Origin of the sequence: Methylobacterium iners, assembly GCF_022179305.1 — a bacterium.
Classification (GTDB): Bacteria; Pseudomonadota; Alphaproteobacteria; order Rhizobiales; family Beijerinckiaceae; genus Methylobacterium; species Methylobacterium iners.
Genome location: NZ_BPQP01000036.1, coordinates 81,719 through 108,311, shown reverse-complemented (window position 1 = coordinate 108,311; position 26,593 = coordinate 81,719). Strand labels below are relative to the sequence as shown.

Below are 26,593 nucleotides of genomic sequence, written 5' to 3'. Positions count from 1 at the left end.
GTGGAGAGCCGGAACATTGTCTTTGCCCATAGGGTTCTCGCCTCCCAAAGGCGGCGATCGCAGGGCGGGGACCAGGATGGCGGAGACCAGGAACGAAGAGCTGCGTTACGGCCCCCTCGGGCGAAGCTGCGCCCATCTTTGCGTCGACATGCAGCGGATGTTCGCCGAGAAGACGGACTGGCACACGCCCTGGATGCCGAGGGCGATGCCCAATGTCCGCCGGATCGTCGAGGCCTGGCCCGCGCGCACCTGGTTCACCCGCTTCATTCCCGCCCGCTACCCGGGCGAGGGACGCGGTACCTGGAGCCAGTATTCGAAGCGCTGGTCCGGGATGACCCTGGAGGCCCTCGATCCCGACCTCGTCGAGCTCATGCCCGAACTGGCCGAGTTCGTGCCGCCCGCCGAGATCGTGGACAAGCGCGTCTACTCGCCCTGGCTGGAGACCGGCCTCGACGCCCGCCTCCAGGCCCGCGGCATCGATACCCTTGTCGTGAGCGGCTGCGAGACCGATGTCTGTGTCCTCGCCGCCGTGCTCGGGGCCGTCGACCGCGGCTACCGCATCGTGGTGGCTATCGACGCCCTCTGCAGCTCGTCCGACGAGGCGCATGACGCGCTTCTCACGCTGTACCGCTCGCGCTACGGGCAGCAGGTCGAGACCGTCCAGACCGAGACCGTCATCCGAGAATGGACCGAATGACCGAGAGCCGGCCCCCCGCTCGCATCGTCTGCATCCGCCACGGCGAATCCACCTTCAACGCTCACCACCGCGAAACCGGCCAGGACCCCGGCCACGTCGATGCCCGCCTGACCGAGCGCGGCCTGGCGCAGGTCGAGGCTGCCCGGGCCGGGCTTCGGGCCATCCCGTTCGAGCTCGTGGTGACCTCGCCCCTGACCCGCGCCCTTCAGACCACCGCCGGCCTGTTCGCGGATCACCCGACCCGGCCCGAGATCCTCGTCGAGGTGCTGCACCGGGAATGCCAGGAGAGCAGCTGCGACGTCGGCCGCGCGGCCTCGGCGCTCGCGGCCGAGTTCCCCGAGATGCGGGTCGACCACCTGCCCGAAACCTGGTGGTACGCCGACGGCGAGCCCGACGCGCGCGGCTTCCACATCGAGCCGCGGCACCTGTTCGACCGGCGGGTCTTGGCCTTCCGTGATTGGCTCGCGGCGCGCCCGGAACGGACCATCGCGGTCGTCGGACACGGCACCTTCTTCTTCCATCTGACGGGTCGATGGCTGGAGAACTGCGAGGCGACGGAATTCGACCTCGCCCGCGCGCCGGCCTGATTCAGGCCAGCATGTAGGTCAGGAGCGAGCGCAGCTGCGCCGGCTTGATCGGCTTGTGGACGATCTCTGCCCCGACCGAGGCGGCCCGGGCCCCGATCTCGGGCGCGTAATCCGCCGTGGTCACGATGACCGGCAGGACTCGTCCCGTCCGCTCGCGCAGATGGGTGGCGACGTCGAGCCCGCAGGCGCCGTCGTCGAGATGGTAGTCGAGGATGAGGAGGTCCGGCGCGGCGGTGCCGGCCTCCATTGCCGCCGCGACCCCGCCGAGGTCGCGGTAGGCCTCGACCTCGGCATCCCAGTTGCGAAGCAGGCGCTTCAGCGCCTCGGCCGCGGCGACATCGTTCTCGACGATCAGGATGCGCGCGCCGGTGAGCCGCGTCGCGATAGGGTCGGGCCGGATCTCCGCGTCGGGGGCGCCGGCGCAGAGGGGCAGGCTCAAGGCCATGCGGGTGCCGTGGCCGGGGCGCGAGGTGAGGGCGAGGGGATGATCGAGGGCCTGGGCCATGCGGGTCACGATGGACAGCCCGAGCCCGAGGCCGGGCTCGCCGTCCTCGCCCGGAGCGCCGCCGCGGTAGAACTCCTCGAAGACGAGGTCGCGCTCGGCCTCCGCGATCCCGCGTCCGGTGTCGATGACCTCGATCCGGCAGAGCGGCCCGCGCCGGCGCGCCGCGATCAGGACGCCGCCGCGGGCCGTGTAGCGGATGGCGTTCGAGACGAGGTTCCGCAGGATGCGCTGGAGCATCATCGGATCGCTCGCCACCGCGAGGTCCGGGCAGCGGATCCTGAGGCGAAGACCTTTTCGCGCGGCGAGCGGGGCGAAGCTCGCCGCCACCGCCGAGAGCAGGTCCGGCAGGGCGATCGGCTTGATCACCGGGCGGACCACGCCGGCATCGAGCTTGGAGATGTCGAGGAGCGTCTTGATCAGGTCCTCGATGATCTGCAGGCCGCGCTCGACCTGTCCGGAGATCGCCAGCGCCTCGGGGCCGAGCGGCAGGTCGGCCAGCGCCGAGGCCGAGAGCCGCGCCGCGTTCAAGGGCTGCAGCAGGTCGTGGCTCGCGGCGGCGAGGAAGCGGGTCTTGGAGCGGTTGGCGGTCTCGGCCTCTTCCTTGGCCGCGACCAGCGCCTCGTTGGAGCGTTCCAGCGAATGCATCAGCGCCGTGAGCTCCTCGGTGCGCGCGCGGACGCGGCCCTCCAGCATGATCGCGGTCTGGAACAGGGAATAGGCGCCGCCCTGCTGGTCCATGCTGCGCTCGACATGGGCCATGAGGGCCGCGTTGATGCGCTCGAGCTTGGCGATGCGCCGCAGCAGCGGCTCTTCGGACGGGGTGGCGTGGAGGTTCATGCAGTGCGGGTCACGGCGCGACGACCCGGCCGATGGCGATGCCGGTGAAGGTCTGGTTGAGGTGCATCGCCCGGTACTGCTCGCCGTAGGTGTCGAACCCGACCACGTTGTAGCGCCGGTAGAGGTCGTCGATGCCCTGGCGGACCTGGCGGCTCTCGGCATCGAGACGGCGCAGCACGCATTCGAAGCCAAGCACTAGGTCGATTCCGCCGAGCGCCGCGTCGAGGCGCGCGAGCTCGGCCCGGGTCGTCGCCACGATGTCGCGCGGCTGGGCGAGGGTGAGCACCACGCCCTCGTCGATGGCGCAGAAGAAGCTCAAGCTGCTGTCCGGATTCATGTGCCGGATCGAGCGGCAGAAATACTCGCCGCCGATCTTCACCGCGAGGGGGTAGGCGGCAAAGCTCATCGGCGAGAGGCGCTCGGGATCGAGCCCCACGGCCATGGCGTATTCGCGGGCGGCGGGTTCGGCGTTCAGCTCGTGGACGATGCGGCGTCCGTCGTCGGAGGCCGTCACCACGAACTTCGTCGTGGTGGGCTCGAAATTGTCGCTCTTGAAGATCTGAACGGGGAAGTCGGATTCGACGAGCAGCAGGATCGCGGCGTTGCGGTGGATGGCGCCGCCATGCAGCAGGACCGTGTCGCGGAAGGTGAGGTCGTCCCCGGCCGAGCCCCCGACCAGCGGTATGCCGTCGAGGGCCCAGGCGATGGCCGAGACGACGGTCTCTTCCGCGTTGGCGAGGCCGTCGATCAGCGAGAGCGCGAAGCGGTGGCCGCTCGGCTGCTCCGGGCCTTCGGGGGCGAGCGTCCGACGCAGGGCCCGGACGGCCGAGGCGGTGCGCTCCACGTCGAGGTCGTCGATTACGTCGAGGAGCGCGGAGACGATCCGGAAGCCGCGGGCCGGGAAGGCGACGACGACGAGGCCGCGCTCGAGTCCGCCGGCCGGGCTGATCCCACCCGACATCGTGCAGCCGGCGATGTCCGCATGGGGAAAACGTTCCGAGAGCGCGCGATTGAGCGCCTCGACCGGGTAGTCGGGGGAGAAGAACACGACGAGCTGGGCGGGCTTCCCGATCGCGGCCGCGATCTCGGCGACGGCGTCCTCGGCGTCCGCCGCCTCCGTCCACGCCGTGACGATCCCGCACAGATGCGTCCGCATCTGCGTGCCCTGGCCCACGTCTCCCTCCCATCGCCGCGGGTGGGCTTGCTGCCCCTTCCTAGCGACCGGAGTATGTCGGGCGGAGGGATCGCGCGCAACACGGCGCCGAGGACTAGCCCTAATGGCGAATTGCTTTTCCGGCGATGATGATCGAAGCCGTCGCCAGAGTTCCGGCAGGATTCCATGCATCTCCTGATCGTTGACGATCATCCGCTGTTTCGGGACGCGCTGGGCAGCGCGATCCGCTTGGCCTACCCGGACGCCGCGCTGCACGAGGCCGACAGCATCGGCAGCGCGCTCGACGTGCTCGCCGCTTGGCGCAGCATCGAGCTCATCCTGCTCGACCTCGCCATGCAAGGCGTCACCGGCTTCGACGGCCTGCTCAGCCTGCGCGCCCGCTTCCCCCGCCTGCCCATCCTGATCGTGTCGGGCCACGAGGACCCGCGCATCATGCGCGAGGCCCTCCATCACGGCGCGGCCGGCTTCGTGCCCAAGGCCGTCGACAAGGCCACCCTGACGCAGGCCATCGCCACCGTGCTCAGCGGCGCGCTCTACACGCCGCCCGCGCTCGCCGGCGCGCCTGAGCTGGCGCCCGCCGGCCGCAAGGCGCCTCTGGCCGAGCGCGTGGCCCGGCTCACGCCTCAGCAGCTGCGGGTGCTGACCATGATCCGCCAGGGCAAGCTCAACAAGCAGATCGCCCACGAGCTCGGCGTGGGTGACTCGACGGTGAAGGCGCATGTCTCCGAGCTCCTGCGCAAGCTCGAGGTCATCAGCCGCACTCAGATCGTCATCGAGACCGCGCCGCTGGCCTTCGATCACGCCGGCCACGCTCACGCGGGCTGACACACCTCAGAGCGTCGGCGCCGCCACCTGGCCACGCAGGCCCGTGATCACCGCCTTGAGCACGTCCGAACCCGCATGACCGGCGCCGCCGGCCCTGGCCGCGTCGATGCGCTCATGGATGAAGGCGAGCTTGGCGATGACCGGCGGGGTCAGCTTGAAGGGATAGAGCGCCGGCTGACCCATGCTGCGGCTGAGCGAGTTGATCGCGTAGGTCAGCGGTAGCCACGCCTCGATCATGCGGCCGAGATCGGCGCTGCGATAGGGATCGAAGTCGATCGTCACGGGCGCATCGGGGCCCTGGCGAAGCTGCGGGCGCAGGTGGAGCGCGAAGGTGCTCGCCGTCTCCAGCGTGTCGACGATGTGGAGGTAATGCGCCCAGGTCTCGGCGAAATCCTCCCAGGGGTGGCTCGTCGCGTAGGCGCTGACATAAGCCTCCGACCAGTCGGGCGGCGGGCCGTAGGCGTAGTGGCGCTGCAGCGCGGAGCCGTAATCCAGGCGCTCGTCGCCGAACAGCGCGCGGAAGCTCCAGAGACTGCGGTCCTCGCCGACGAGGACGTTCCAGAAGTAATGCGCGATCTCGTGCCGGAAATGCCCGAGCAGCGTGCGGTAATGCTCGCCGAACAGCATCCGCCGGCGCTCGCGCTCGACGTCGTCGGCCTCGGCGATGTTGAGGGTGATCAACCCGTTGTCGTGCCCCGTCAGCACGGGAGGTCCGACCCTGTAGCTCTCCGCCGGATCGACCAGGAAGTCGAAGGCGAGGCCGTTGACCGGGTCCTCGTCCCGCGTCGTCAGGGGCAGGTCGAGGCGCAGAAGCGAGTAGAACAGCCGGTGCTTGGCCGCCTCGATCTGGCGCCAGCGGGTCAGGTTCCAGGCGATGGTCAGGTCCGGCACGACCCGGTTGTGGCGGCAGCAGGTGCAGAAGCGGTCCGGGGCCTCGTCCGGCACCAGCCAGTTGCAGGCGCCCTCATCGGCATTCGCGCAGAACCGGTACTTGCGCCCGGGATCGGCATAGGCGTGCCAGGCGCCCCCCGAAGGCTCCAGCGCCGACATCTCATGCAGGCCGACCACGTAGCCGAGCCGCCGCTCGCAGCTCTCGCAGCGGCTGCTCTCGAAGCTGACGGGCTGGTCGCAGGCCTGGCACTGGAAGATCTTCATGGCGATGTTTCGTGCCCTGAACCGCGCGGGACCGGGGTCGCGCATTCGCCGCGCGGCGATGCTGCACGGGTCTTGCTTGATCGCGGACCATAACGCGCGGCGCGACCGGGATTCGCCTCGATTCGCTTACAAGCCTACCATCCCCGGCCTATAGCATGCCGCTCCCGGGCACCGCAGGAGCGTTGCCCGGGTCCGCGCCGCCGTCGAACCAGCGGGAGCCTTCGTGTCGATCAAAGCCGCCCTGCACCACGTCACCCATTACAAGTACGACCGGCCGATCGCGCTGGGGCCGCAGGTCGTCCGCCTGCGACCGGCGCCGCATACGCGCAGCCAGATCCCGGCCTATTCCCTCAAGGTGACGCCGGAGAACCACTTCATCAACTGGCAGCAGGACCCGAACGGCAATTGGCTCGCCCGGCTCGTCTTTCCGGAGAAGACGAGCGAGCTGAAGATTGAGGTCGATCTCATCGCCGAGATGGCGGTGATCAACCCGTTCGACTTCTTCGTCGAGGACTACGCTCAGACGCGCCCCTTCGCCTACGAGGAGGACCTGACGGCCGAGTTGAAGCCCTACCTCGTCACGGATGACGCCCAGGGGCCCGAGATCGACGCCTTCCTCGAGCGCCTGCCGACTGAGACGAACACGGTGATGTTCCTGGTGGCGCTGAACGCCCTCGTCCGCTCGGAGGTCGCCTACGGCGTGCGCATGGAGCCGGGCGTGCAGAAGCCCGCCGAGACCCTGAGGCTCAGGAGCGGGTCCTGCCGGGATTCCGCCTGGCTGCTCGTCCAGATCCTGCGCCGGATCGGCTTCGCGGCCCGCTTCGTCTCCGGCTACCTGATCCAGCTCGTGCCCGACACCACGGCGGTCGACGGACCTGTCGGTACCACCACGGATTTCACCGACCTCCACGCCTGGGCCGAGGTCTACCTGCCGGGCGCCGGCTGGATCGGCTTCGACGCCACCTCGGGCCTGCTCTGCGGGGAGGGGCATATCCCGCTGGCGGCCACCCCGCATTACCGCTCGGCCGCGCCGATCTCGGGACTGGCGGAACCGGCTCAGGTCGAGTTCGGCTTCGAGATGACCGTCACCCGCGTGGCGGAGGCGCCGCGCATCACCAAGCCGTTCTCGGATTCGGTCTGGGCGGCGATGGACGCGCTCGGCGAGCGCGTCGACGCCGACCTCACCGAGCAGGACGTCCGGCTCACCATGGGCGGCGAGCCGACCTTCGTCTCGGTGGACGATTTCGAATCGCCCGAATGGAACGCCGCCGCCGTCGGACCGACCAAGCGCGGCCTCGCCGACCAGCTCATCCGCCGCCTGCGCACCCGCTTCGCCCCGGGCGGCATGCTGCATCACGGCCAGGGCAAGTGGTACCCCGGCGAGAGCCTGCCGCGCTGGGCCTTCGCCCTGTACTGGCGCCGGGACGGCAAGCCGATCTGGCGGAACGCCGACCTGATCGCCCCCGAGACCGGCCCCCGCGAGGCCGACGCGGCGAGCGCCAAGAGCCTGATCGACGGCCTCGCCGCGCGCCTGGGCCTGGGCGCCTACGTCCTGCCGGCCTACGAGGATCCGGCCTATTGGGCGGATCGGAAGGACGAGCTCCCCGTCAACGTGACGCCGGAGGATGCCAAGTCCGCCAATCCCGAGACCAACGCCCGCATGGCCCGCGTGTTCGAGCGGGGCCTCGGCGAGCCCGCCGGCTTCGCGCTGCCGCTCGCGAGCCTGGCGGTGGGTCGGAAGGATGCGGAGCGCAAATGGATCTCGGAGGCCTGGGAGTTCCGCCGCGGCCACGCCTTCCTGACGCCGGGCGACTCGCCGGTGGGCTACCGGCTGCCGCTGAGCTCGCTGCCCCACGTCCCGCCGGAGCACTATCCCTATTACCAGCCCCAAGACCCCCTCGAGAAAAGAGACCCGCTGGAGGAACGCGGCGCACTGCCGGACGGGCAGCCCGGCAAAGCGACGGCCAACGGCTCCGGCGTAACGGGCGTCGCCGTGCGCACGGCGCTGGCGATCGAGCCGCGGGACGGGCTGCTCTGCGTGTTCATGCCGCCGCTCGAGCGGGCGGACGAGTATCTCCAACTGCTCGGATACCTCGAGGAGGTGGCGACCGGCTTGAAGCTGCCGCTGCATATCGAGGGCTACGAGCCGCCCTACGACCCGCGCCTCAACGTCATCAAGGTCACGCCCGATCCCGGCGTGATCGAGGTCAATGTCCACCCGGCCAAGTCCTGGCGGGAGGCGGTGGCGATCACCACCGACCTCTACGCGGATGCCCGCGAGACCCGGCTCGGCGCCCAGAAGTTCATGATCGACGGCCGGCACACCGGCACCGGCGGCGGCAACCACGTCGTCATGGGGGGAGCCACGCCCGCCGACTCACCCTTCCTGCGCCGGCCGGACCTCCTGAAGAGCCTCGTGCTCTACTGGCAGCGCCACCCCTCGCTCTCCTACCTGTTCTCCGGCCTCTATATCGGCCCGACGAGCCAGGCGCCGCGCATGGACGAGGCCCGCCACGACGGGCTCTACGAATTGGAGATCGCGCTCGCGCAGGTGCCCGCATCGGGCGAGCCCAACATCCCGCATTGGCTCGTCGACCGGGTGTTCCGCAACATCCTCGTTGACGTCACCGGCAACACCCACCGCTCCGAGATCTGCATCGACAAGCTCTACTCGCCGGACGGGCCGACGGGCCGCCTCGGCCTTCTCGAGTTCCGCTCCTTCGAGATGCCGCCGGACCCGCGCATGAGCCTCGCCCAGCAGCTCCTGCTGCGGGCGATCGTGGCTTGGGCCTGGCGCGAGCCGCAGACGGGAGGCTGTGTCCGCTGGGGCACGGGCCTGCACGATCGTTTCATGCTGCCGCACTTCCTCTGGATGGACTTCCTCGACGTGCTGGAGGACCTGCGCGGCGCCGGCTACGACTTCGATCCATCGGCCTTCGAGGCGCAGCGGGAGTTCCGCTTCCCCGTCTTCGGCAAGGTCGAGCGCGGGGGCGCGACCCTCGAATTGCGACAGGCCCTCGAGCCCTGGCACGTGCTGGGCGAGGAAGGCGCGATCGGTGGGACGGTGCGGTACGTGGATTCCTCGGTCGAGCGCCTGCAGGTCAAGGTCGAGGGCTTTGTCCCCGGCCGGCACGTGGTCGCCTGCAACGGGCGGCGCCTGCCGATGACGGGGACCGGCACGGCCGGCGAGGCGGTCGCCGGCCTGCGCTTCAAGGCCTGGCAGCCAGCGGCCTCGATGCACCCGACCATCCCCGCCCACGCGCCCCTGACCTTCGACCTCCTCGACGCCTGGACCGGCCGCTCGCTCGGCGGCTGCCGCTACCACGTCGCCCATCCCGGAGGCCGCAACTACGAGACCTTCCCCGTCAACACCTACGAGGCGGAAGGGCGCCGCCTCGCGCGCTTCGAGGCGCACGGCCACACCCCGGGCAAGGTCGCGATGCCGCCCGAGGAGCCCAACGCCGAGTTCCCGCTCACCCTCGACCTGCGCAGGCCCGCCCCGCGATGAATTTCGTGGCGGCAGCGCGGACAGGACGCCCCTCGGAGGGCCGCGCCGAGCGGCTGGCGCGCTGGAGCGAGGGCTACCAGCCGCAACCGGGTGTTCCGGACGAGTTCATGGGCTCGGACGGTCGGGCCAGGGGCGCCTGGCCGCGGTTCCTCGACCGGCTCGGAGACTTGGACGAGGCCGAGATCGCGGCCCGCTTCGCCTCGGCCGAGCGGCATATCCGCGACACCGGCATCTCCTACCGGATCTACGGCGACCAGCGCGAGCACGCCTGGCCGCTCGGATCGCTGCCCCTCGTCATCGACGGCGAGGAATGGGAGAGGCTGAGCGCCGGCATCATCCAGCGTGCCGGGCTGATGGAAGCCATCCTCGGTGATGTCTACGGGCCCAGCGAGCTCGTCGCCCGCGGCCTGCTGCCGGCCGGCCTCGTCGCCGGCAGCCCCGAATTCATGCGCCCGCTGCACGGAATCCGGCCGCCGGGCGGGCGCTGGCTCAGGCTCTACGCCGCCGATATTGGACGCGGCCCGGACGGGCGCTGGCGCGTGCTGGCCGACCGCACCCAGGCCCCGTCCGGGCCGGGCTTCGCCCTGGAGAACCGACTGGTGCTGGGGCGGGCCTTCCCGGACCTCTACGCCGACCTCCATGTCGAGCGGCTCGCCGCCTTCTTCCAGGCCTTCCGCGACGGGCTGATCGCGGGTGCCCGCCGCAGCGATCCGCGCATCTGCCTGCTCACCTCCGGCCCCTTCAGCTCGACCTATGTCGAGCAGGCGGCGCTCGCCCGCTATCTCGGCCTGCTGCTCGTCGAGGGCGACGACCTCGTGATGCAGGACGGCGTGCTCCACGTGCGCACGGTCTCGGGCCTCAAGCGCGCCGACGTGCTCTGGCGGCGGATCGATTCCGACTTCGTCGATCCCCTCGAACTGAACCCGACCTCGCGGCTCGGCGTGCCGGGGATGATCGAGGCCCTGCGCAACGGCAGCCTCGTCGTCGGCAACATGCCGGGGTCCGGCATCCTCGAATCCGGGGCGCTCGCCGCCTACCTGCCGGGGATCGCACGCCACCTCCTCGGCAGCGAGCTCGAGCTCGGGGGGCCGAAGACCTGGTGGTGCGGCGACCCCGATTCCCTCGCCCATGTCCGCGACCATCTCGACGGACTCGCCCTTCGCCCTGTGGCGACCCCGCGCAAGGGCATGGCCCGCGACGCGATCATGGGGCCGCAGACCATCGGCGCCGAGCGCGACCGGGTGCTAGCCGCCCTCGGCGACCGCCCCTTCGACTACGTCGCACAGGAATCCTCGCCCCTCTCGACCACACCGGGATGGGACCGGACCGAGGACGGGTTGCGGCTGGTTCCTCGCCCCTTCGCCCTACGGGTCTTCGCGGCGGCGACGCCCGACGGCTGGCGGGTGATGCCGGGCGGCTTCTGCCGCATCTCGGAGCGCCCGGACGTGGAGCCCGTCGAGATGCGGGCGGGAATCAAGTCGGCCGATGTCTGGATCCTGTCGGATCGCCCCGTCGAGCCCGTCTCGCTCCTCCAGCCCGGTGGGCCGCGGGTGCGCCGGATCGCCGGTCACCTACCCTCGCGCGCGGCCGACAACCTGTTCTGGTTCGGTCGCTACGTCGAGCGCGCGGAGGCCGTGATCCGCCTCACGATCGCTCATCTCGGGCATGTCGGCGACGCGGTCGTGGCCGACGTGGCCGGCGACACCAAGGCGCCGACCGCCCTGCGCATCCGCGCCCTCCTCGACAAATGGCACGCGGTGAGCGCGCCGGATCTCTCCACCGCGGCGCTCGCCCGGGAGGCGCTCAGCAGCCGCGCGCTCTACGGCTCGGCCCTGTCCCACAGCCTGGCGGCGCGCAACAACGCCACCTCGTTGCGCGAGCGCCTCTCGGGCGAGGCCTGGCGCGTTCTCACCGACCTGCGGGAACTCCTCGACCTCGACGAGGGCCAGAACGGGAGCGCGGCGCAGGAGATGGCCGAGGCGCAGCTCCTCGGCCTGGCGGAGCGGGCGCTCAGCCACATCGCGGCGCTCTCGGGGCTCGCGGGCGAGAACATGAACCGGACGGTGGGCTGGCACTTCGTCGATCTCGGCCGGCGCATCGAGCGGGCGATCAACACCTGTACCTTCGCCGTGACCTTCGCGGGCGACGCGGCGAGCGCCGAGGACCTCGCCGTGATGCTGTCGCTGTGCGACTCCCACATCTCCTACGGCGCGCGCTACCTGCACGGCGTCGCCCTCGACCCCGTGCGCGACATGGTGCTGCTCGACCCCTACAACCCGCGCTCGGTCGCCTTCCAGATCGAGGCGATCACCCGCCACCTCGCCGACCTGCCGGCGCTCAGGGTCGACGGCATCCCGGAGCCGCACCGGCGCCACGCGCTCCAGCTCGCCAGCGCCTTCTCGACGGGCGAGCCGGCCGCGTTCGACGGCGCGGCGCTCGCCCGCTTCGAGAACGCCCTGGAGAGCCTCGCCGACGCCATCGCGGGCCGCTACTTCCCCAACGGGCCGCACGCGCTGCGACCGGAGAAGCTCGTGGGGCTCGCGTGATCTACACGCTGCGCCACCTGACCCGCTACCGCTACGGCAAGCCCGTCCGCTTCGCGCGCTGCGCGATGCGGCTGAGGCCGCGCGACGGCGAGGGCCAGACGGTGCTGGAGAGCCGCGTCACGATCGACCCGGAGCCGCGCACTCAGGTGGTGCGCCACGATTATTTCGGGCTTGAGACCGTCTCGGTCACGATCGACACGCCCCACAGCGAGCTGCGCGTCGAGGCCCGCTCCCGCGTCCGCGTCGATCGCCCAGCCCTGCCCGAGCCCGAATCCGGCGCGCCCTGGGAGCGGGTCAGAGCAGGGGTCCTGGCGTCCCGCTCGCTCGACCCCGACGCGGCGATCCACTACCTCTTCCCGAGCGCGCGCGTGCCCCTGGTGCCGGCGGTGACGGATTACGCGCGCCAGAGCTTCCCGCCCGGCCGCAGCGCCTATGGCGGCGCCTTCGACCTGATGCAGCGGATGCGGGCCGATTTCCGGTTCGACGCCAAGGCGACCAACGTGCACACGCCGCTCGCCAAGGCCTTCGCGCTCAGGGCCGGCGTCTGCCAGGACTTCGCGCATATCATGATCGCGGCCCTGCGGGGCCTCGGCCTGCCGGCGACCTATGTCAGCGGCTACCTGCGCACCATCCCGCCGCCGGGCCGGCCGCGCCTGCGCGGCGCCGATGCCAGCCACGCCTGGGTCTCGGTCTGGTGCGGCGACGCTTGGATCGGCCTCGACCCGACCAATGGGATCGGCGTGCGCGACGACCACATCTTGGTCGCGCGGGGCCGGGACTACACCGACGTCTCGCCCATCGACGGCATCGTGTCGTCCTCGGGCTCGCAGAAGCTCAAGGTCGAGGTGGACGTGATTCCGGACGGGGAGCCGATGCCGGAGGCGATCGAGACCCTGGAAGAAGCAAGCTGAGCCGCGGACACGAACCTGCGATTATTCCGCGATCGCAGTGACTTCGATCTCGACCTTCATCTCAGGTCTCAGCAGGCCGGCCACGATCACGATCGTAGCCGCCGGCCTGATCGCCGCGAGAACGCGCCCGCAGACGCCGAGCACCGCTTCGGCATCGTCACGGTCGGTCACGTAGTAGGTTGCCCGAACGATGGCGTTCAGAGAAGTTCCGGCCTCTTCGAGGACGGCGGCGATCGTGCGCCAGCAGGCTTCGGCCTGGGCGGTGGCATCGCCCGGCATGGTCATGGTCGCGTAATCGTAGCCGGTCGTGCCGGCAACGAAGACGAACCCACCCTGCACGATGGCCCGCGAATAGCCGTAGGCCGTCTCGAAGGGTGAGCCCGACGAGATCAGCCGCCGTTCGCTCATCCGCGCCGGAGCGCTTCGAGCACCTTCGCGCCCGGCCGGCCCGTGGCGGGCATGCCGAGCTGGCGCTCGACCGCCTTGATCGCCTCGCGGGTCTTGGCGCCGACCCGACCGTCGGGCTCGCCGACATCGTAGCCCCGCGCGGCCAAGCGCACCTGAAGGTCGCGGCGCTCGGCCCGCGACAGCGGCGGGTCGTCGGTCGGCCATTCCGCCTGGATGCCGGGACGCCCCTTCAGCCGGTCGGAGAGGACGGCGATGGCGAGCCCGTAGGACTCGGCCGCGTTGTAGGAATAGATCGCGTCGAAGTTCTTCGTGATCAGGAAAGCGGGACCATCGACCCCGGCGGGCACCAGGATGCCGACCGGGCCCTCGGCGCTGAGCGGGCGACCATCGATCCGGGTGACGCCGAGCGAGGCCCAATGCCCGACCGAATGCTTGTTCTTGCGGCCCGCGGCCGCGGCGTTGAAGCCGCGCGGCAGCCGGACCTCGTAGCCCCAGGGCTGCCCGTTCGACCACTTGGCGGCGCGCAGGAAGTTCGCGGTCGAGCCGACCGCGTCCGGCACGGAATCCACGACGTCGCGACGCCCGTCGCCGTCGAGGTCGACGGCGAGGCGCTGGTAGGTGGTCGGCATGAACTGGGTCTGGCCGAAGGCGCCGGCCCAGGAGCCGGTGAGCCGCGAGGGCTCGATCTCGCCGCGCTCGATGATCTTGAGCGTCGCCATGAGCTCGCCGCGGAAGAAGTCGCGGCGGCGGTTGCCCGAGCAGGCCAGCGTCGCGAGCGACTGGATCAGCGGCATCTTGCCGAGGTTCTTGCCGAAGTTCGATTCGACGCCCCAGACGGCGGCGATGGTGTGGCGGTCGACGCCGTAGCGCGCCTCCGCCGCGGCGAGCGCCTGGGCGTGCTGGCGCATCGCGGCCTTGCCGTCATCGACCCGCTCCTCGTCGACGAGGGCGGCCATGTAGTCCCAGATCGGCGTCTTGAACTCGGGCTGGGCCTGGGACAGCTCGATGACCTTGTCGTCGTAGGCGATCCCGTCGGTGGCACGGCGGAAGGCCTGGGCCGAGATACCCTGCGCGGCCGCCTGCGACTGGAGACCGGCGAGGCAGGACTGGAAGTCGGCGCGGGCCGGGCCCGCCGCGAGGCCGGCGAGGCAGAGGAGGGCGGTGGTGGTCGCGCGCGCGGTCATTCGGGCCGTCTCCGGGGCGGTTCGTCAGCGATACCCTCAGTTTAAGGCGCGCTCATGGTAAACGAACCGTAACCGCGCGCTCAGGCCCAGCCGCGCGCGGCGAGCTTCGCCTCGTAGGCGTCGATCCTCGGGGCACGCTGGAGCGTCAGCCCGATCTCGTCGAGGCCGTTGAGGAGGCTGTGCTTGCGGCCCTCGTCGATGTCGAAATGCAGGGTGCCGCCGTCCGGCCCCTTGATGGTCTGGGCTTCGAGGTCGACGGTCAGCGTCGCGTTGGCGCCGCGCTCGGCATCCTGGAACAGCTTCTCGAGATCCTCGGGCGAGACCGTGATGGCGAGGATGCCGTTCTTCGCGCAGTTGTTGAAGAAGATGTCCGCAAAGCTCGTCGAGATCACGCAGCGGATGCCGAAATCGGTCAGCGCCCAGGGCGCGTGCTCGCGCGAGGAGCCGCAGCCGAAATTGTCCCCGACGACGAGGATCTTGGCGTTGCGGTAGGCGGGCTTGTTGAGGACGAAGTCCGGGTTCTCGGTGCCGTCGTCGCGGTAGCGCATCTCCGAGAACAGGCCCTTGCCCAGACCCGTGCGCTTGATGGTCTTGAGGTACTGCTTGGGGATGATGCGGTCGGTGTCGACGTTGATGATCCGCATCGGGGCGGCGACGCCCTCCAGGGTGGTGAATTTTTCCATGGTCGTCGCAGGTCCGGGTTTCGCTCCGAGGGCCAGAGGAACCGCGACGGGCTCCCTCTCCCCTCAGGAGAGGGGACCCGCGCGTTCGCGTCTGACGTTTCGGGGCTTAGTAGAGCCGATACAGGCATGACACCAGTCTCCCGTCTCGCGGTCGTCGTCCCGCGCGCCTATGCTGGGCGGCAGATCATCCGACGGGGTCCCCGATGAGCGAGACGACGAACCAGTTCAAGAAGGCGCCCAAGCGCAAGAAGGAGAAGGCGCGCTCCGTCACCGTCTCGCCGGAGATGCGGCAGGCCTACGCGGACCTGATCAAGGAGCGCGAGGAACGGGAGGCCTACGCCAAGCACCTGCCCTCCGAAGAGGGCAGGCGCAGGTAGGCGGCCTTACATCGCCTTGAGCGGGCCTGCCTCGATCACGTCCTCGACGGTGCGCAGCCCGGCGCGCGTGGCGTTGACGAGCACCGCCATGTTGCCCGGCGGGTGCTGGTTCTTCCACATCTTGGTATGGGCGTGCGGGATGCGGCTCCAGGGCAGGACCTCGCTCATGCACGGATCGATGCGCTGATCGAGCACGAACTGGTTGGCGGCCGAGGCCTGCTTGAGGTGGGCGAAGTGCGAGCCCTGGATGCGCTTCTGCCGCATCCAGACGTAGCGGGCGTCGAAGGTGATGTTGAAGCCGGTCGTGCCGGCGCAGAACACCACCATGCCGCCGCGCTTCACCACGAGCGCCGAGACCGGGAAGGTCTGCTCGCCGGGGTGTTCGAACACGATGTCGACGTCGTTGCCCTTGCCGGTGATGTCCCAGATGGCCTTGCCGAACTTGCGCGCTTCTTTCGTCCAGGCGTGGAACTCGGGCGAGTTCACCTTCGGCAGCTGGCCCCAGCAATCGAAGTCCTTGCGGTTGATGACGCCCTTGGCGCCGAGGCTCATGACGTAGTCGCGCTTGGACTCGTCCGAGATCACCGCGATGGCGTTGGCGCCCGAGGCCGCGCAGAGCTGCACGCCGAACACGCCCAAGCCCCCCGATGCACCCCAGATCAGCACGTTCTGGCCCGGACGCACGGTGTGGGGCGCGTGGCCGAACAGCATGCGGTAGGCGGTGGCGAGGGTGAGCGTGTAGCAGGCGGCCTCCTCCCAGGTCAGGTGCTTGGGCCGGACCATGAGCTGGCGCGACTGCACGCGGCAGAACTGCGCGAAGGAGCCGTCGCCGGTCTCGTAGCCCCAGATGCGCTGGGTGGGCGAGAACATCGGGTCGCCGCCGTTGCACTCCTCGTCGTCGCCGTCATCCTGGTTGCAGTGGATGATGACCTCGTCGCCGACCTTCCAGCGCTTCACCTTGGAACCGACCTTCCAGACGATGCCCGAGGCATCCGAGCCGGCGATGTGGTACTCGCCCTTGTGCACGTCGAAGGGCGAGATCGGCTCGCCGAGGCCCGCCCAGACGCCGTTGTAGTTCACGCCGGCGGCCATGACGTAGACGAGCACCTCGTCGTCGCCGATCTCCCACACGGGCAGCACTTCGAGCTGGTGCGATTCCTCGGGCGGCCCGTGGCGCTCGCGCCGGATCGCCCAGGCATACATCTTCGCCGGCACGTAACCGAGCGGCGGGATCTCGCCCAGCTCGTAGAGATCCTTCGTCTCGCCCTGCTGCACCGCCGCACTCGCCGCCATGATGGCTCTCCCTCGTCTTCGACTTGGCGACGCTATAACGACGATCTTCCGGCGCTCCAAGGCCTTCCAAAGTCCAGCAAACAACGCAGACAAGGGCAGATCCGGAGGACCGCAAGAGGTATTCAATATTTCACGCCCGCGAGATCCTTTGCGGCGCCGGATCAACGCAACCGGCACGGCTTCACAGACCGATGACGTCGGCTTAGGGCTCGGCTAGCATGCAGCCCAGCCGCCGGCTTTGCGGCCCGTGGATCGATCGAGCGAGCGAGAGCGATGAACGCCCCGACTCTGAAGCGCGACAAGCCGTGGATCATCCGCACCTATGCGGGGCATTCCAACGCCAAGGAATCGAACGCGCTCTACCGCGGCAACCTCGCCAAGGGCCAGACCGGCCTCTCCGTGGCCTTCGACCTGCCGACGCAGACGGGCTACGACCCCGATCACGAATTGGCGCGCGGCGAGGTCGGCAAGGTCGGCGTTTCGATCGCGCATCTGGGCGACATGCGGACGCTGTTCGACCAGATCCCGCTCTCGCAGATGAACACCTCGATGACGATCAACGCGACGGCGCCGTGGCTGCTGTCGCTCTACCTCGCGGTCGCCGAGGAGCAGGGCGCGCCGATCTCCGAGCTCCAGGGCACGACGCAGAACGACATCATCAAGGAATACCTCTCGCGCGGGACCTACGTGTTCCCGCCCGCGCCGTCGCTCCGGCTGACCAAGGACGTGATCCTCTTCACCACGAAGAACGTGCCGAAGTGGAACCCGATGAACGTCTGCTCCTACCACCTGCAGGAGGCGGGGGCGACGCCGGTCCAGGAGCTCTCCTACGCGCTGGCCATCGCCATCGCGGTGCTCGACACCGTGCGCGAGGACCCCGAGTTCGATGAAGCGAGCTTCCCCGAGGTGTTCGGGCGCATCTCATTCTTCGTGAATGCCGGGATGCGGTTCGTCACCGAGATCTGCAAGATGCGGGCGTTCTCGGAGCTCTGGGACGAGATCGCGCAGGAGCGCTACGGGATCGACGACCCGAAGAAGCGCATCTTCCGCTACGGCGTGCAGGTCAACTCGCTCGGACTGACGGAGCAGCAACCCGAAAACAACGTCCACCGCATCCTCATCGAGATGCTGGCCGTCACGCTCTCGAAGCGCGCCCGGGCGCGCGCCGTGCAGCTGCCGGCCTGGAACGAGGCGCTCGGCCTGCCGCGTCCCTGGGACCAGCAATGGTCCATGCGCATGCAGCAGATCCTCGCCTTCGAGACCGACCTCCTCGAATACGACGACATCTTCGACGGCTCGCACGTGATCGACGCCAAGGTCGAGTCGCTCAAGGCCGAGACCCGCGCGGCCCTGGAACAGATCGGCGGCATCGGCGGCGCCGTGGCGGCCGTCGAGACCGGGGCGCTGAAGCGGGCGCTGGTCGAGTCCAATGCCAAGCGCATCTCGGCGATCGAGGCCGGCGAGCAGATCGTGGTCGGCGTCAACAAGTTCCAGGCCGGCGAGCCCTCGCCGCTGACCGCAGGCGAAGGCGCCATCTTCACCGTTTCCGAGACCGTCGAGATGGAGGCCGAGAGCCGCATCCGCGAATGGCGGGCCAAGCGCGACGGCAGGGCGGTCGAGAAGGCGCTGGACGACCTCGAGGCGGCGGCGCGCTCGGGCGCCAACATCATGCCGGTCTCGATCGCCGCGGCCAAGGCCGGCGTCACCACCGGCGAGTGGGGCGGGCGCCTGCGCCAGGTCTTCGGCGAGTACCGCGCGCCGACCGGCGTCACCCTGGAGACCATCTCCTCGGGCGCGGCGGAGGAGGCCAAGCTCCTCATCGCCGACCTCGGCGAGCGCCTGGGCGAGCAGCCCAGGATGGTGGTGGGCAAGCCCGGCCTCGACGGCCACTCGAACGGCGCCGAGCAGATCGCGCTGCGGGCCCGCGACGTCGGCTTCGACGTGACCTACGACGGCATCCGCCAGACGCCGGCCGAGATCGTCGCCAAGGCGCGGGAGACCGGCGCCCACGTCATCGGCCTCTCGATCCTGTCGGGCTCCCACGTGCCGCTGGTGCGCGACGTGAAGGCGAAGCTGCGCGAGGCCGGGCTCGACCACGTGCCGGTCGTCGTCGGCGGTATCATCTCAGCCGAAGACGAGCTCGTGCTCAAGAACATGGGCGTGACCGCGGTCTACACGCCCAAGGACTACGTCATCGACAAGATCATGGTCGGCATCGCGAAGGTGATCGAGCGGGCGCTCGACAAGCAGGCCGCCGAGCGGGCCGATGTGGCCGCGGGGATCGCGGGCGCGAAAAGCCGCGGGGAGGGCGCGGAGCAGGTGTTCTGAGGGACATCGTGCTGGCGCCACGACACCGACACCCTGAAGGGATTCCCCTCCCCCTTGTGGGGAGGGGTAGGGGTGGGGGTGGTTCCGCTTGCCTCCGCAGCGGGTCACCCGGCCACCCCCACCTCCGGCTCCTCTCCACAAGGGGAAGGAGAGGCGCGCAATGCTACCCGCGGGAAACCTCGCCAGGCCGATCGACCTGAACGCCTCAGGAAAACGCCCCACCGCATGTCCCTCGCGCCGCTCGTCGCCCTACCGCTCGCCGCCGGCCTCAGCGCGGGGCTGATCCTCCTGCTGCGGCCGCTCCTGCAGCGCTACGCCCTGGCGCGGCCGAACGCGCGGTCGAGTCATACGGTGCCGACGCCGCAGGGCGGCGGAATCGCCGTCGTCCTGGCGGTGATCGTCGTGTGCGGATCTGCGCTCGCGAGCCTCGGCCCCGGGCTCGACGCCGTCGAGGCCGGCCTCCTCGCGCTGGCCGTGCTGGCGCTGGCCGTTCTCGGCGCGGTGGATGACATCCGCCCGCTGCCCGCGTCGCTGCGCCTGGCGGTCCAGGGGATCGTCGTGGCGGGCGTCGTGTTCGGTGTCGGCGGCCGGCTGCTTCCCGACCTGCCCCTGCCGCTGGAACGGGCGGCCGCCGTGATCGCCGGCGTGTGGTTCGTCAACCTGACCAACTTCATGGACGGGCTCGATGGGATGACGGTCGCGGAGATCGTGCCCCTCACCGGGACCTTGACGCTGCTCGGCCTCGCCGACGGGCTCCCGGCTCTGCCGACGCTCGTCGCGGCCTCGCTGCTCGGGGCGATGCTGGGTTTCGCGCCGTTCAACCGGCCGGTCGCCCGGCTCTTCCTCGGGGACGTCGGCTCGCTGCCGATCGGGCTGATCGTCGCCTGGCTCCTCTATCGCCTCGCCCTGGAAGGGGGCCTCGCCGCGGCGATCCTGCTGCCGCTCTACTACCTCGCGGACGCCACGCTGACCCTCGCCCGGCGTGCGCTCAGGGGCGAGCCGGTCTGGCAGGCGCATCGCAGCCACTACTACCAGCGCGCGACCGTGAATGGCCTGTCCGTCACCGGTGTCGTGACGCGGGTGTTCTGCGTGAATCTGGCCCTGGCCGGGCTCGCCACCCTCACCGTGGCGCTGCCTTCCTGGCCGGTCCTCGCCGGAGCGCTCGCCCTCGGCGTCGCCCTCGTCGCCGGACTGCTCCTGGATTTCGCGCGGCCCCGCTCCTTGGCGGCAAAGGAGGAGGTCGTCCGATGAGCGGTCCCGTCATCGCGCTGACCGGCGCTACCGGCTTCATCGGCCGCCACCTCCTGCGGGCGCTCTCGGCGCGGGGCTACAGGGTCCGGGTGCTGCTGCGGCGGCCCGTGGAGGTGCCCGACGGCGCGAGCGGCGCCGTGGTCGGCGACCTGACGCGCCCCATGAACATGGCCGCCGCGCTCTCGGACGTCGACGCCGTCGTGCACTCGGCGGGGCTCGCCCACGCCATGTCGGGCACGCCGGAGGACGATTACCGCGCCTCCAACACGGAGGCGACCCGACGCCTGGCCGAGGCCGCGGCCAAGGCGCGGGTCCGGCGCTTCGTGTTCCTGTCCTCGATCCGGGCGCAGGTCGGCGCCAGCGCGGACGGCATCGTCGACGAGGCGGCCCCGCCGGCGCCGACGGAGGCCTATGGCCGCTCGAAACTCGCAGCGGAGGCGGCGCTCGCCGAGGTCGGGATCGACTGGGTCGCCCTGCGCCCGGTCCTCGTCTACGGTGCGGGCGTCAAGGGCAACATGGCCGCGCTCCTGCAGCTCGCCCGCGCGCCCTATCCGCTGCCGCTGGCGAGCCTCCGTGGGCGGCGCTCCCTGGTCTCCGTCGAGAGCCTGGCCGGCGCCGTGGAGACGGTCCTGCGCGCGGAGGCTCCGCTCGGACGCCCGCTCCTCGTGGCCGAGCCCGACCCGCTGACGCTCCCTGAGATGATCGCGGCCCTGCGCCAGGGCCTCGGCCGCGGTCCCGGCCTCGTCCCCTGCCCGACGCCGCTCCTCGGCCTCGCCTGCCGGCTGACCGGACGGGAGGAGGCCTATGCCCGGCTCTCGACGGATCTGGTCGCACGGGCCGACGGTCTCGCGGCGCTGGGCTGGGCGCCGGCGGGCACCGCCCGGGAAGGCCTCGCCGCGCTGGCCCGGAGCGAAAGCCGGCCCGCCTGAGAACGGCCTCGACCGTCGGGCTCCGCCCTCAGGCCGTCGCCACGGCCTCGACGGGTGCCGCATCCGCCGCTCCGCCGGCGAGCGCCGCCTCCCGGCCCGGACGGGCGGGCTCGCGTCGTCCGAAATCGGGGATCGCGGCCTCGAACACGGCCTCGGCCGCGGCGCGATCGTCGTTCGTCACCGCCCCCCGGAGCCGCGCGATCCAGCCCTCCAGCACGGCGCGATCGGCGAAGACGGGCTTGGCCGCCATGACGCCGTCGATGCCGTCGAGGTTCACCCGCGGCTCCTCGCGGGCGAACAGGATCTCGTTCAGGCGCTCGCCCGGCCGGGCACCCGTGAAGGCGATCTCGATCTCCTCGCCGGGCTCGAAACCCGCGAGCCGGATCATGCGCTCGGCGAGCTCCCGGATGCGGACCGGCTGGCCCATCTTGAGGACGTAGACGGCGGCGCGCTGGTCGGCCTCGGCGAGGGCCCGCGCCTCGCGGTCGGCATGCGAAGCCGCCGTGAGGACGAGGTCGGCCGCCTCGCGCACCGTCATGAAGTAGCGCACCATGTCGGGATGCGTGACCGTCACCGGGCCGCCCCGCGCGATCTGCGCCTTGAAGACCGGAACCACCGAGCCCACCGAGCCGAGCACGTTGCCGAAGCGCACCGCGATCAGCCGCGTCGCGGCATCGGCCCGCCCGGCCTGTTCGGCATCAAGCGCCTGGGCGACCATCTCCGCGAAGCGCTTGGTGGCGCCGAGCTGCGAGACGGGCTCGATCGCCTTGTCGGTCGAGATCATGACCATGGCCCGGGCGCCCGCCACGAGGCTCGCATCGGCGACGTTGATCGAGCCGAACACGTTGGTCTTGACCCCCTCGGTCCAGTCGCGCTCGAGATAGGGTACCTGCTTCAGCGCGGCGGCGTGGAAGACGTAGTCGGGCCGGAACGCGGAGAAGACCGCGTGCAGGCGCTCGCGGTCGCGGATGTCGGCGAGCGCTCCCGTCACCTCGGCCTCCGCGCCAGCGAGGTCGGGCCGGCTGAGCACGCCGTGGAGCGCCGGTTCCGAGCTCTCGACGACGAGCACCGAAGCGGCGCCGAAGGCGACCGCGCGGGCGCAGATCTCCGAGCCGATGGAGCCGCCGCCGCCCGTCACGATCACCCGCTTGCCGCCGAGGAAGCGCTCCAGCCGGGGCCTGTCGATGGCCACGGTCGGGCGCAGGAGCAGATCCTCGATCTCCAGGGGCGCGAGCTCGCTGTCGCGCATGCCCTCGCCGAGGCTCGTCACCCGCGACAGCGGCAGGCCGAGGCGGCGGGCGCGGGCGATAAGGTCGTCGGGCTCGGCTTCCGGCGCCAGCGCGCTCGGCGTCGCCACGAGGCGGCGGACCGGCGTGCCGCGCTCGGCGAGGCCGGCGACGACGGCCTCGAGGTCGCCGAAGCCCCCGAGCACCGGCACGCCGCGCATCATCTGACCGGCCTCGTCGGCGCGGGGCGAGAGGATGCCCTTCGGCCCGAGCCGGCGCACGGAGCCCGCCTCGATGGCGCGCAGCAGGATCTCGATATCGGCGCCGCGGCCGAGGAGCAGGGTGGGGACCGTGGCCGCCCGCGCCTGGCTCTGGCGGGAGCGGGCGTATTTCAGGTAGCGGAAGGCGAGGCGCGGGCCGCCGAGCAGGAAGACCTGCAGCACCCAGTAGAGGCCGATCGCGATCTTCCCGAAGAAGTAGAACCCGTACATCGTCGAGGAGACGAGCACGTAGTCGAGGACGAGCAGGGCCAGGGCCAGCACGCTCGCCGCCCGCACGATCCCGGCGAGGTCCGGCAGCGACGCGAAGCGCCACTTCGTCCGGTAGAGCTTGAACCGCGCGTAGACGAGGCCGGCGAAGAGGCAGAAGGGCGGCAGCAGGAGCGGCAGCGCGGCGAGGCGCTCCGCGAGGAGCTCGCCGTCGAAGCGGAACACGAAGGTGAGGATCACGGCGGCGGCCGTCGCCACGAGGTCGTGGGCGACCATCACCGCATTCTTGTAGGTGCGCTGCTGCATCGGCGGCCTCAATCGGCGCGGCCCCGGCCGATGTCAACGCGGGCCCTAGTCAGGCTCCCGCTGCGCCTTGCCGGCGAGCGCCACGTAGAAGCCGAGCCCGTCGCCGGCCGGCAGGGTCTGCAGCCGCTCGACCCAGCCGCGGCGCTTGGCGTCGAGGAGCAGCCGCCCGGCCGGCTGGAACAGGGTCTCGCCGCCGCCCTCCGGTGGCGGGTCGAGCCGGATCGCCACGGTCTTGCCCTTCGCGAAGCGGCTGCGCTCGAGCATCTCCTTCAGGGAGGCCTCCGCCGTCGGGCGGTTCGTGCCGCGCAGGTCGAGCACCGACTCCGCGTCGGTGACGCCGAGCGCGCCGCGCAGCTTGTTGGCGTAGAAATCTTCGAAATGGGGCAAGGGCGAGCCTGGTGTGCGTATCCGCTCAGAAAACGACGTCACGATATACGTCGCGGACCGCGACCGCACCACCGAGTTCGGGCAGATCGAGGCTGTCGTTGAGCCCGAGCGCCGCGCTCTCCCACTCCTCGGCATCACGACGCGAAAACACCTCGATCCGGGCTTCGGCCTGGTAGACGATGAGAAAGCGTCGGAGCGACCCGACCGTCTTGTAGAAGTCGATCTTGCGTCCGCGGTCGAGGGTCATTGTCGAGGGTGACAGCACCTCGGCCACCAGGACCGGATCGGAAGCGTACCCGTCCGGCAGGGGCGGTCCGCACCGGACGACGACATCGGGGACGGGTGCGAAATCGTCCATCGCCTCGCTGAGGATGGCGAGACCGGGTAGGGCGCGGCAGTTCTTCGGCCTAGCGAGGTCGGATAGGCCTAGGATGAGGTTAGCGACGATCGTCTGATGCCGCTCGCGGGGAGGAGACATGAGGATCCGCTCGCCGTCGATGAGCTCCCAGCGCTCCCAGTCCGGCCGGTCTTCGACCCAGATCCGGTACTCGGCGACGCTCATCCGCGTCTCGCGTCGAACCGCAACGCCCATGGGGACATCCTCCCGATCAAGGGCGAGATCGTATCACCGCCGCCGCCCGCAACAATACGGGCGGCGCTGATCTCAGCCGTGCACCAGCACGTTGCGGAACTGCCAGGGGTCGCTTTCGTCGATGTCCTCGGGGAAGAGGCCCGGACGGTCGGTGAGGGGATTCCAGTCGGTGTAGACGCCCACGACTGGCCCGAGATAGGGCATCTGCACCTCGAGGCAGCGGCGGAAATCGACCTCGTCCGCCTCGACGATGCCGGCCTCCGGGTTCTCCAGCGCCCAGACCATGCCGGCGAGCACCGCCGAGGTCACCTGCAGGCCGGTCGCGTTCTGGTAGGGCGCGATCCGGCGGGTCTCCTCGATGGAGAGCTGCGAGCCGAACCAGTAGGCGTTCTTGGCGTGGCCGTAGAGGAGCACGCCGAGCTCGTCGATGCCGTCGACGATCTCGGTCTCGTCGAGGATGTGGTGCTTCTCCTGCACACGCGCGGCGTTGCCGAACATCTCGTGGAGGGAGAGCACGGCGTCGTTCGCCGGGTGGTAGGCGTAGTGGCAGGTCGGCCGGTAGGCGGCGCGCTCGCCTTCCATGACGGTGTAGTAGTCCGAGATCGAGATCGCCTCGTTGTGGGTCACGAGGAAGCCGAACTGCGACTGGGCGGTCGGCGTCCAGGAGCGCACGCGCGTGTCGGCGCCGGGCTGGAGCAGGTAGATCGCGCAGCGCGACCCCTTCTCCTGCTCGCGGGCGTTGGCCGGCTTCCAGGTCTCGTGCGTGCCCCAGCCGAGCTCGGCCGGCTGGTTGCCCTCGGAGACGAAGCCCTCCACCGACCAGGTGTTGACGAAGACGCCCTGCGGCTTCGGGTTCTTGGCGCGCTGGGTGTCGCGCTCGGCGATGTGGACGCCCTTGACGCCGACCTCGCGCATCAGCGCGGCCCACTCCGTGCGGGTCTTGGGCTTGGGCGTCGTCAGGCCGAGATCGGCCGCGACGTTGAGGAGCGCCTGCTTCACGAACCAGGACACCATGCCGGGATTGGCGCCGCAGCAGGAGACCGCGGTGGTGCCGCCGGGCTTTTGCCTGCGCGCATCGAGGATGTCCTCGCGCAGCGCGTAGTTGGTGCGGTCGCCCTGGCTCTTCGACTTGTCGAAGTAGAAGCCCGGCCAGGGCTCGGCGACGGTGTCGATGTAGAGGCAGCCAAGCTCGCGGCAGAGCTCCATGATCGCCCGCGACGAGGTGTCGACGGAGACGTTCACGCAGAAGCCCTGGCCGCCGCCCTCGGTGAGGAGGGGGGTGAGGACATCGCGAAAATTCTCGCGCGTCAGCGCGACCTGCTCGAAGCGCAGGCCGTGCTTGTCGGCGAGCGCCTTATGCGCGTCCGAGGGCTCGATGACGGTGAAGCGGGCCTTGTCGTACTCGAAGTGCCGCTCGATCAGGGGCAGGGTGCCGCGGCCGATGGAGCCGAAGCCGATCATCACGACGGGGCCGGTGATGCGGCCGTGGACGGGCCATTGGGTCGCGGCTTCGGTCATGGACGGCAATCCTTCTTGTGGTCGCCCCTTGCACAGGCGATCGGTGTCCTTAGTCGGCGGAAGTGACGAACAGGCGACGGGCTCAGTGGCGGCTGAGGGCGGCGCGGTCAACCGTCAGGAACAGCAACCCTCCCCCTCTGCGCGAGAGGGATGAGGCCCGACCGTTCCCTACGCGTCAGGCGGCGCGTCGTCGTGCGACGGCCGCCTCGTCGGCGAATGCGGGGATCGGCAGGAGGTCGAGGGCGCCGGTGGCGCGCAGGAGACCGGTCGCGCCGTCGAGAGCGCCGGCGCGCAGGTTCAGGCCGAGGAAGCGCTCGCGCTCGAAGGGACCCGGCATGGCAAGCCCTTCCGCCAGCCGGGGGTCGAATCCGAAGCGGGCGTAGTAGGGTGCGTCGCCCACCAGCAGGACGGCGCCGTGGCTGAGGCGCTCAGCCCGGGCGAGGGCGGCGCGCATCAGCCCGGAGCCGAGGCCGAGACCCTGCAAACCGGAATCGACGGCGAGCGGGCCGAGCAGCAGGGCAGGGCGGTCGGGACCGGCCTCGACGTGCCACAGGCGGACGGTGCCGACGACGCGGCCCTGCCGCTCCGCGCTCAGCGCGAGGCCCTCGGCCGGCAGGCGGCCCTCGCGCAGGCGCTCCGAGGTCTTGGCGAAGCGCGATGCCCCGAAACAGGCATGGAGAAGCGCCTCGCGGGCTGCGATGTCCTGGGGGCGCTCTTCGCGGATCTGGATCACGGCCGTAGCCTCCCTAGGCTCAAGGCGGGAGAAAACAGCCCTCGCACCGAGCCCTTCGAGGCCGGCCGTCCGGGACGATGGAACGAAGATGAGACGCGGGAATCTCCTCCCCCTCATGGGGAGGAGTCGGTCCGCCTGGCGGGCG

At 70.5% G+C, this 26,593-nt stretch carries 22 protein-coding genes; 10 read left to right on the top strand and 12 right to left on the bottom strand.

The window, feature by feature from the left end:
- The first annotated feature begins 76 nt into the window (after positions 1-76).
- Entirely contained in the window at positions 77-697 is a 621-nt protein-coding gene (locus MFF55_RS13370; RefSeq protein ID WP_238244590.1) for a cysteine hydrolase family protein, read from the top strand.
- Positions 694-1,284, top strand: coding sequence for a histidine phosphatase family protein (locus MFF55_RS13365; RefSeq protein WP_238244589.1), 591 nt, complete (start codon positions 694-696; stop codon positions 1,282-1,284). Before MFF55_RS13370 ends, MFF55_RS13365 begins: the two co-directional genes overlap by 4 nt.
- Before the next feature lies 1 nt (position 1,285).
- On the opposite strand, the gene MFF55_RS13360 is transcribed toward MFF55_RS13365, so the two are convergent.
- Together MFF55_RS13360 and MFF55_RS13355 are read right to left on the bottom strand one after the other, a co-directional pair.
- The gene (locus MFF55_RS13360) at positions 1,286-2,626 is read right to left on the bottom strand and encodes an ATP-binding response regulator (RefSeq protein ID WP_238244588.1); all 1,341 of its coding nucleotides are present in this window, start codon (positions 2,624-2,626) and stop codon (positions 1,286-1,288) included.
- Positions 2,627-2,636: 10 nt separating this feature from the next.
- Positions 2,637-3,800: an FIST N-terminal domain-containing protein gene (locus MFF55_RS13355; protein WP_238244587.1), complete on the bottom strand. Its 1,164-nt coding sequence runs from the start codon at positions 3,798-3,800 to the stop codon at positions 2,637-2,639.
- 165 nt (positions 3,801-3,965) lie between these two features.
- Here MFF55_RS13355 and MFF55_RS13350 point away from each other — a divergent pair, with 165 nt between their 5' ends.
- Entirely contained in the window at positions 3,966-4,625 is a 660-nt protein-coding gene (locus MFF55_RS13350) for a response regulator (RefSeq protein ID WP_238244586.1), read from the top strand.
- A 6-nt stretch (positions 4,626-4,631) separates the two neighbouring features.
- Here the strand turns inward: MFF55_RS13350 and MFF55_RS13345 are convergent, their stop codons facing one another.
- On the bottom strand, positions 4,632-5,780 hold the full coding sequence (locus MFF55_RS13345) for a zinc-binding metallopeptidase family protein (protein ID WP_238244585.1): 1,149 nt from the start codon (positions 5,778-5,780) through the stop codon (positions 4,632-4,634).
- A 223-nt stretch (positions 5,781-6,003) separates the two neighbouring features.
- Here MFF55_RS13345 and MFF55_RS13340 point away from each other — a divergent pair, with 223 nt between their 5' ends.
- Genes MFF55_RS13340 through MFF55_RS13330 form a run of 3 tightly spaced genes read left to right on the top strand, consistent with a single transcriptional unit; the run spans position 6,004 to position 12,745 of the window.
- Positions 6,004-9,288, top strand: coding sequence for a transglutaminase family protein (locus MFF55_RS13340; protein ID WP_238244584.1), 3,285 nt, complete (start codon positions 6,004-6,006; stop codon positions 9,286-9,288).
- Positions 9,285-11,834: a circularly permuted type 2 ATP-grasp protein gene (locus tag MFF55_RS13335; RefSeq protein WP_238244583.1), complete on the top strand. Its 2,550-nt coding sequence runs from the start codon at positions 9,285-9,287 to the stop codon at positions 11,832-11,834. The genes MFF55_RS13340 and MFF55_RS13335 overlap by 4 nt, the downstream gene beginning before the upstream one ends.
- Entirely contained in the window at positions 11,831-12,745 is a 915-nt protein-coding gene (locus tag MFF55_RS13330) for a transglutaminase family protein (protein ID WP_238244582.1), read from the top strand. Before MFF55_RS13335 ends, MFF55_RS13330 begins: the two co-directional genes overlap by 4 nt.
- A gap of 21 nt (positions 12,746-12,766) precedes the next feature.
- Here the strand turns inward: MFF55_RS13330 and MFF55_RS13325 are convergent, their stop codons facing one another.
- From MFF55_RS13325 to leuD, 3 genes are all read right to left on the bottom strand, one after another.
- Positions 12,767-13,153: a RidA family protein gene (locus MFF55_RS13325; protein WP_238244581.1), complete on the bottom strand. Its 387-nt coding sequence runs from the start codon at positions 13,151-13,153 to the stop codon at positions 12,767-12,769.
- Complete coding sequence (locus MFF55_RS13320) at positions 13,150-14,337, bottom strand: lytic murein transglycosylase (protein WP_238244580.1); 1,188 nt, start codon at positions 14,335-14,337, stop codon at positions 13,150-13,152. Before MFF55_RS13320 ends, MFF55_RS13325 begins: the two co-directional genes overlap by 4 nt.
- 80 nt (positions 14,338-14,417) lie before the next feature.
- Entirely contained in the window at positions 14,418-15,020 is a 603-nt protein-coding gene (gene leuD / locus MFF55_RS13315) for a 3-isopropylmalate dehydratase small subunit (RefSeq protein ID WP_238244579.1), read from the bottom strand.
- A 203-nt stretch (positions 15,021-15,223) separates the two neighbouring features.
- On the opposite strand from leuD, the gene MFF55_RS13310 reads away from it, so the two are divergent.
- Complete coding sequence (locus MFF55_RS13310; protein WP_238244578.1) at positions 15,224-15,397, top strand: hypothetical protein; 174 nt, start codon at positions 15,224-15,226, stop codon at positions 15,395-15,397.
- A 6-nt stretch (positions 15,398-15,403) separates the two neighbouring features.
- Here the strand turns inward: MFF55_RS13310 and ccrA are convergent, their stop codons facing one another.
- Entirely contained in the window at positions 15,404-16,690 is a 1,287-nt protein-coding gene (gene ccrA, locus MFF55_RS13305) for a crotonyl-CoA carboxylase/reductase (protein ID WP_238244577.1), read from the bottom strand.
- A gap of 273 nt (positions 16,691-16,963) precedes the next feature.
- Here ccrA and MFF55_RS13300 point away from each other — a divergent pair, with 273 nt between their 5' ends.
- The 3 genes from MFF55_RS13300 (at position 16,964) to MFF55_RS13290 (ending at position 21,198) form a co-directional block, all read left to right on the top strand.
- Positions 16,964-19,018, top strand: a complete 2,055-nt coding sequence (locus MFF55_RS13300) for an ethylmalonyl-CoA mutase (RefSeq protein WP_238244576.1) — start codon at positions 16,964-16,966, stop codon at positions 19,016-19,018.
- A 225-nt stretch (positions 19,019-19,243) separates the two neighbouring features.
- The gene (locus MFF55_RS13295) at positions 19,244-20,269 is read left to right on the top strand and encodes an MraY family glycosyltransferase (protein WP_238244575.1); all 1,026 of its coding nucleotides are present in this window, start codon (positions 19,244-19,246) and stop codon (positions 20,267-20,269) included.
- Entirely contained in the window at positions 20,266-21,198 is a 933-nt protein-coding gene (locus MFF55_RS13290; protein WP_238244574.1) for an NAD-dependent epimerase/dehydratase family protein, read from the top strand. Before MFF55_RS13295 ends, MFF55_RS13290 begins: the two co-directional genes overlap by 4 nt.
- Positions 21,199-21,226: 28 nt before the next feature.
- Here the strand turns inward: MFF55_RS13290 and MFF55_RS13285 are convergent, their stop codons facing one another.
- The 5 genes from MFF55_RS13285 to MFF55_RS13265 all read right to left on the bottom strand — a co-directional run bounded on the left by MFF55_RS13285 (position 21,227) and on the right by MFF55_RS13265 (position 26,448).
- Positions 21,227-23,218, bottom strand: a complete 1,992-nt coding sequence (locus MFF55_RS13285; RefSeq protein ID WP_238244573.1) for an SDR family NAD(P)-dependent oxidoreductase — start codon at positions 23,216-23,218, stop codon at positions 21,227-21,229.
- 45 nt (positions 23,219-23,263) lie between these two features.
- Entirely contained in the window at positions 23,264-23,605 is a 342-nt protein-coding gene (locus MFF55_RS13280; protein ID WP_238244572.1) for a hypothetical protein, read from the bottom strand.
- A 25-nt stretch (positions 23,606-23,630) separates the two neighbouring features.
- Positions 23,631-24,197, bottom strand: a complete 567-nt coding sequence (locus MFF55_RS13275; protein ID WP_238244571.1) for a Uma2 family endonuclease — start codon at positions 24,195-24,197, stop codon at positions 23,631-23,633.
- Positions 24,198-24,269: 72 nt separating this feature from the next.
- The gene (locus MFF55_RS13270; RefSeq protein WP_238244570.1) at positions 24,270-25,715 is read right to left on the bottom strand and encodes a homospermidine synthase; all 1,446 of its coding nucleotides are present in this window, start codon (positions 25,713-25,715) and stop codon (positions 24,270-24,272) included.
- Between the two features lie 175 nt (positions 25,716-25,890).
- A complete protein-coding gene (locus MFF55_RS13265; protein WP_238244569.1) occupies positions 25,891-26,448 on the bottom strand; it encodes a GNAT family N-acetyltransferase in 558 nt (185 codons plus the stop codon).
- Positions 26,449-26,593: the final 145 nt, after the last annotated feature.

Bases quoted from the DNA above. Each gene is read 5' to 3' on its own strand.
- MFF55_RS13300 (WP_238244576.1), top strand. From the start codon at position 16,964: ATGAACGCCCCGACTCTGAAGCGCGACAAGCCGTGGATCATCCGCACC.
- MFF55_RS13365 (WP_238244589.1), top strand. From the start codon at position 694: ATGACCGAGAGCCGGCCCCCCGCTCGCATCGTCTGCATCCGCCACGGC.
- MFF55_RS13275 (WP_238244571.1), bottom strand. From the start codon at position 24,197: ATGGGCGTTGCGGTTCGACGCGAGACGCGGATGAGCGTCGCCGAGTAC.
- MFF55_RS13320 (WP_238244580.1), bottom strand. From the start codon at position 14,337: ATGACCGCGCGCGCGACCACCACCGCCCTCCTCTGCCTCGCCGGCCTC.
- MFF55_RS13360 (WP_238244588.1), bottom strand. From the start codon at position 2,626: ATGAACCTCCACGCCACCCCGTCCGAAGAGCCGCTGCTGCGGCGCATC.
- MFF55_RS13310 (WP_238244578.1), top strand. From the start codon at position 15,224: ATGAGCGAGACGACGAACCAGTTCAAGAAGGCGCCCAAGCGCAAGAAG.
- MFF55_RS13270 (WP_238244570.1), bottom strand. From the start codon at position 25,715: ATGACCGAAGCCGCGACCCAATGGCCCGTCCACGGCCGCATCACCGGC.
- leuD (WP_238244579.1), bottom strand. From the start codon at position 15,020: ATGGAAAAATTCACCACCCTGGAGGGCGTCGCCGCCCCGATGCGGATC.
- MFF55_RS13285 (WP_238244573.1), bottom strand. From the start codon at position 23,218: ATGCAGCAGCGCACCTACAAGAATGCGGTGATGGTCGCCCACGACCTC.
- MFF55_RS13290 (WP_238244574.1), top strand. From the start codon at position 20,266: ATGAGCGGTCCCGTCATCGCGCTGACCGGCGCTACCGGCTTCATCGGC.
- MFF55_RS13350 (WP_238244586.1), top strand. From the start codon at position 3,966: ATGCATCTCCTGATCGTTGACGATCATCCGCTGTTTCGGGACGCGCTG.
- MFF55_RS13370 (WP_238244590.1), top strand. From the start codon at position 77: ATGGCGGAGACCAGGAACGAAGAGCTGCGTTACGGCCCCCTCGGGCGA.
- MFF55_RS13345 (WP_238244585.1), bottom strand. From the start codon at position 5,780: ATGAAGATCTTCCAGTGCCAGGCCTGCGACCAGCCCGTCAGCTTCGAG.
- MFF55_RS13295 (WP_238244575.1), top strand. From the start codon at position 19,244: ATGTCCCTCGCGCCGCTCGTCGCCCTACCGCTCGCCGCCGGCCTCAGC.
- MFF55_RS13335 (WP_238244583.1), top strand. From the start codon at position 9,285: ATGAATTTCGTGGCGGCAGCGCGGACAGGACGCCCCTCGGAGGGCCGC.
- MFF55_RS13325 (WP_238244581.1), bottom strand. From the start codon at position 13,153: ATGAGCGAACGGCGGCTGATCTCGTCGGGCTCACCCTTCGAGACGGCC.
- ccrA (WP_238244577.1), bottom strand. From the start codon at position 16,690: ATGGCGGCGAGTGCGGCGGTGCAGCAGGGCGAGACGAAGGATCTCTAC.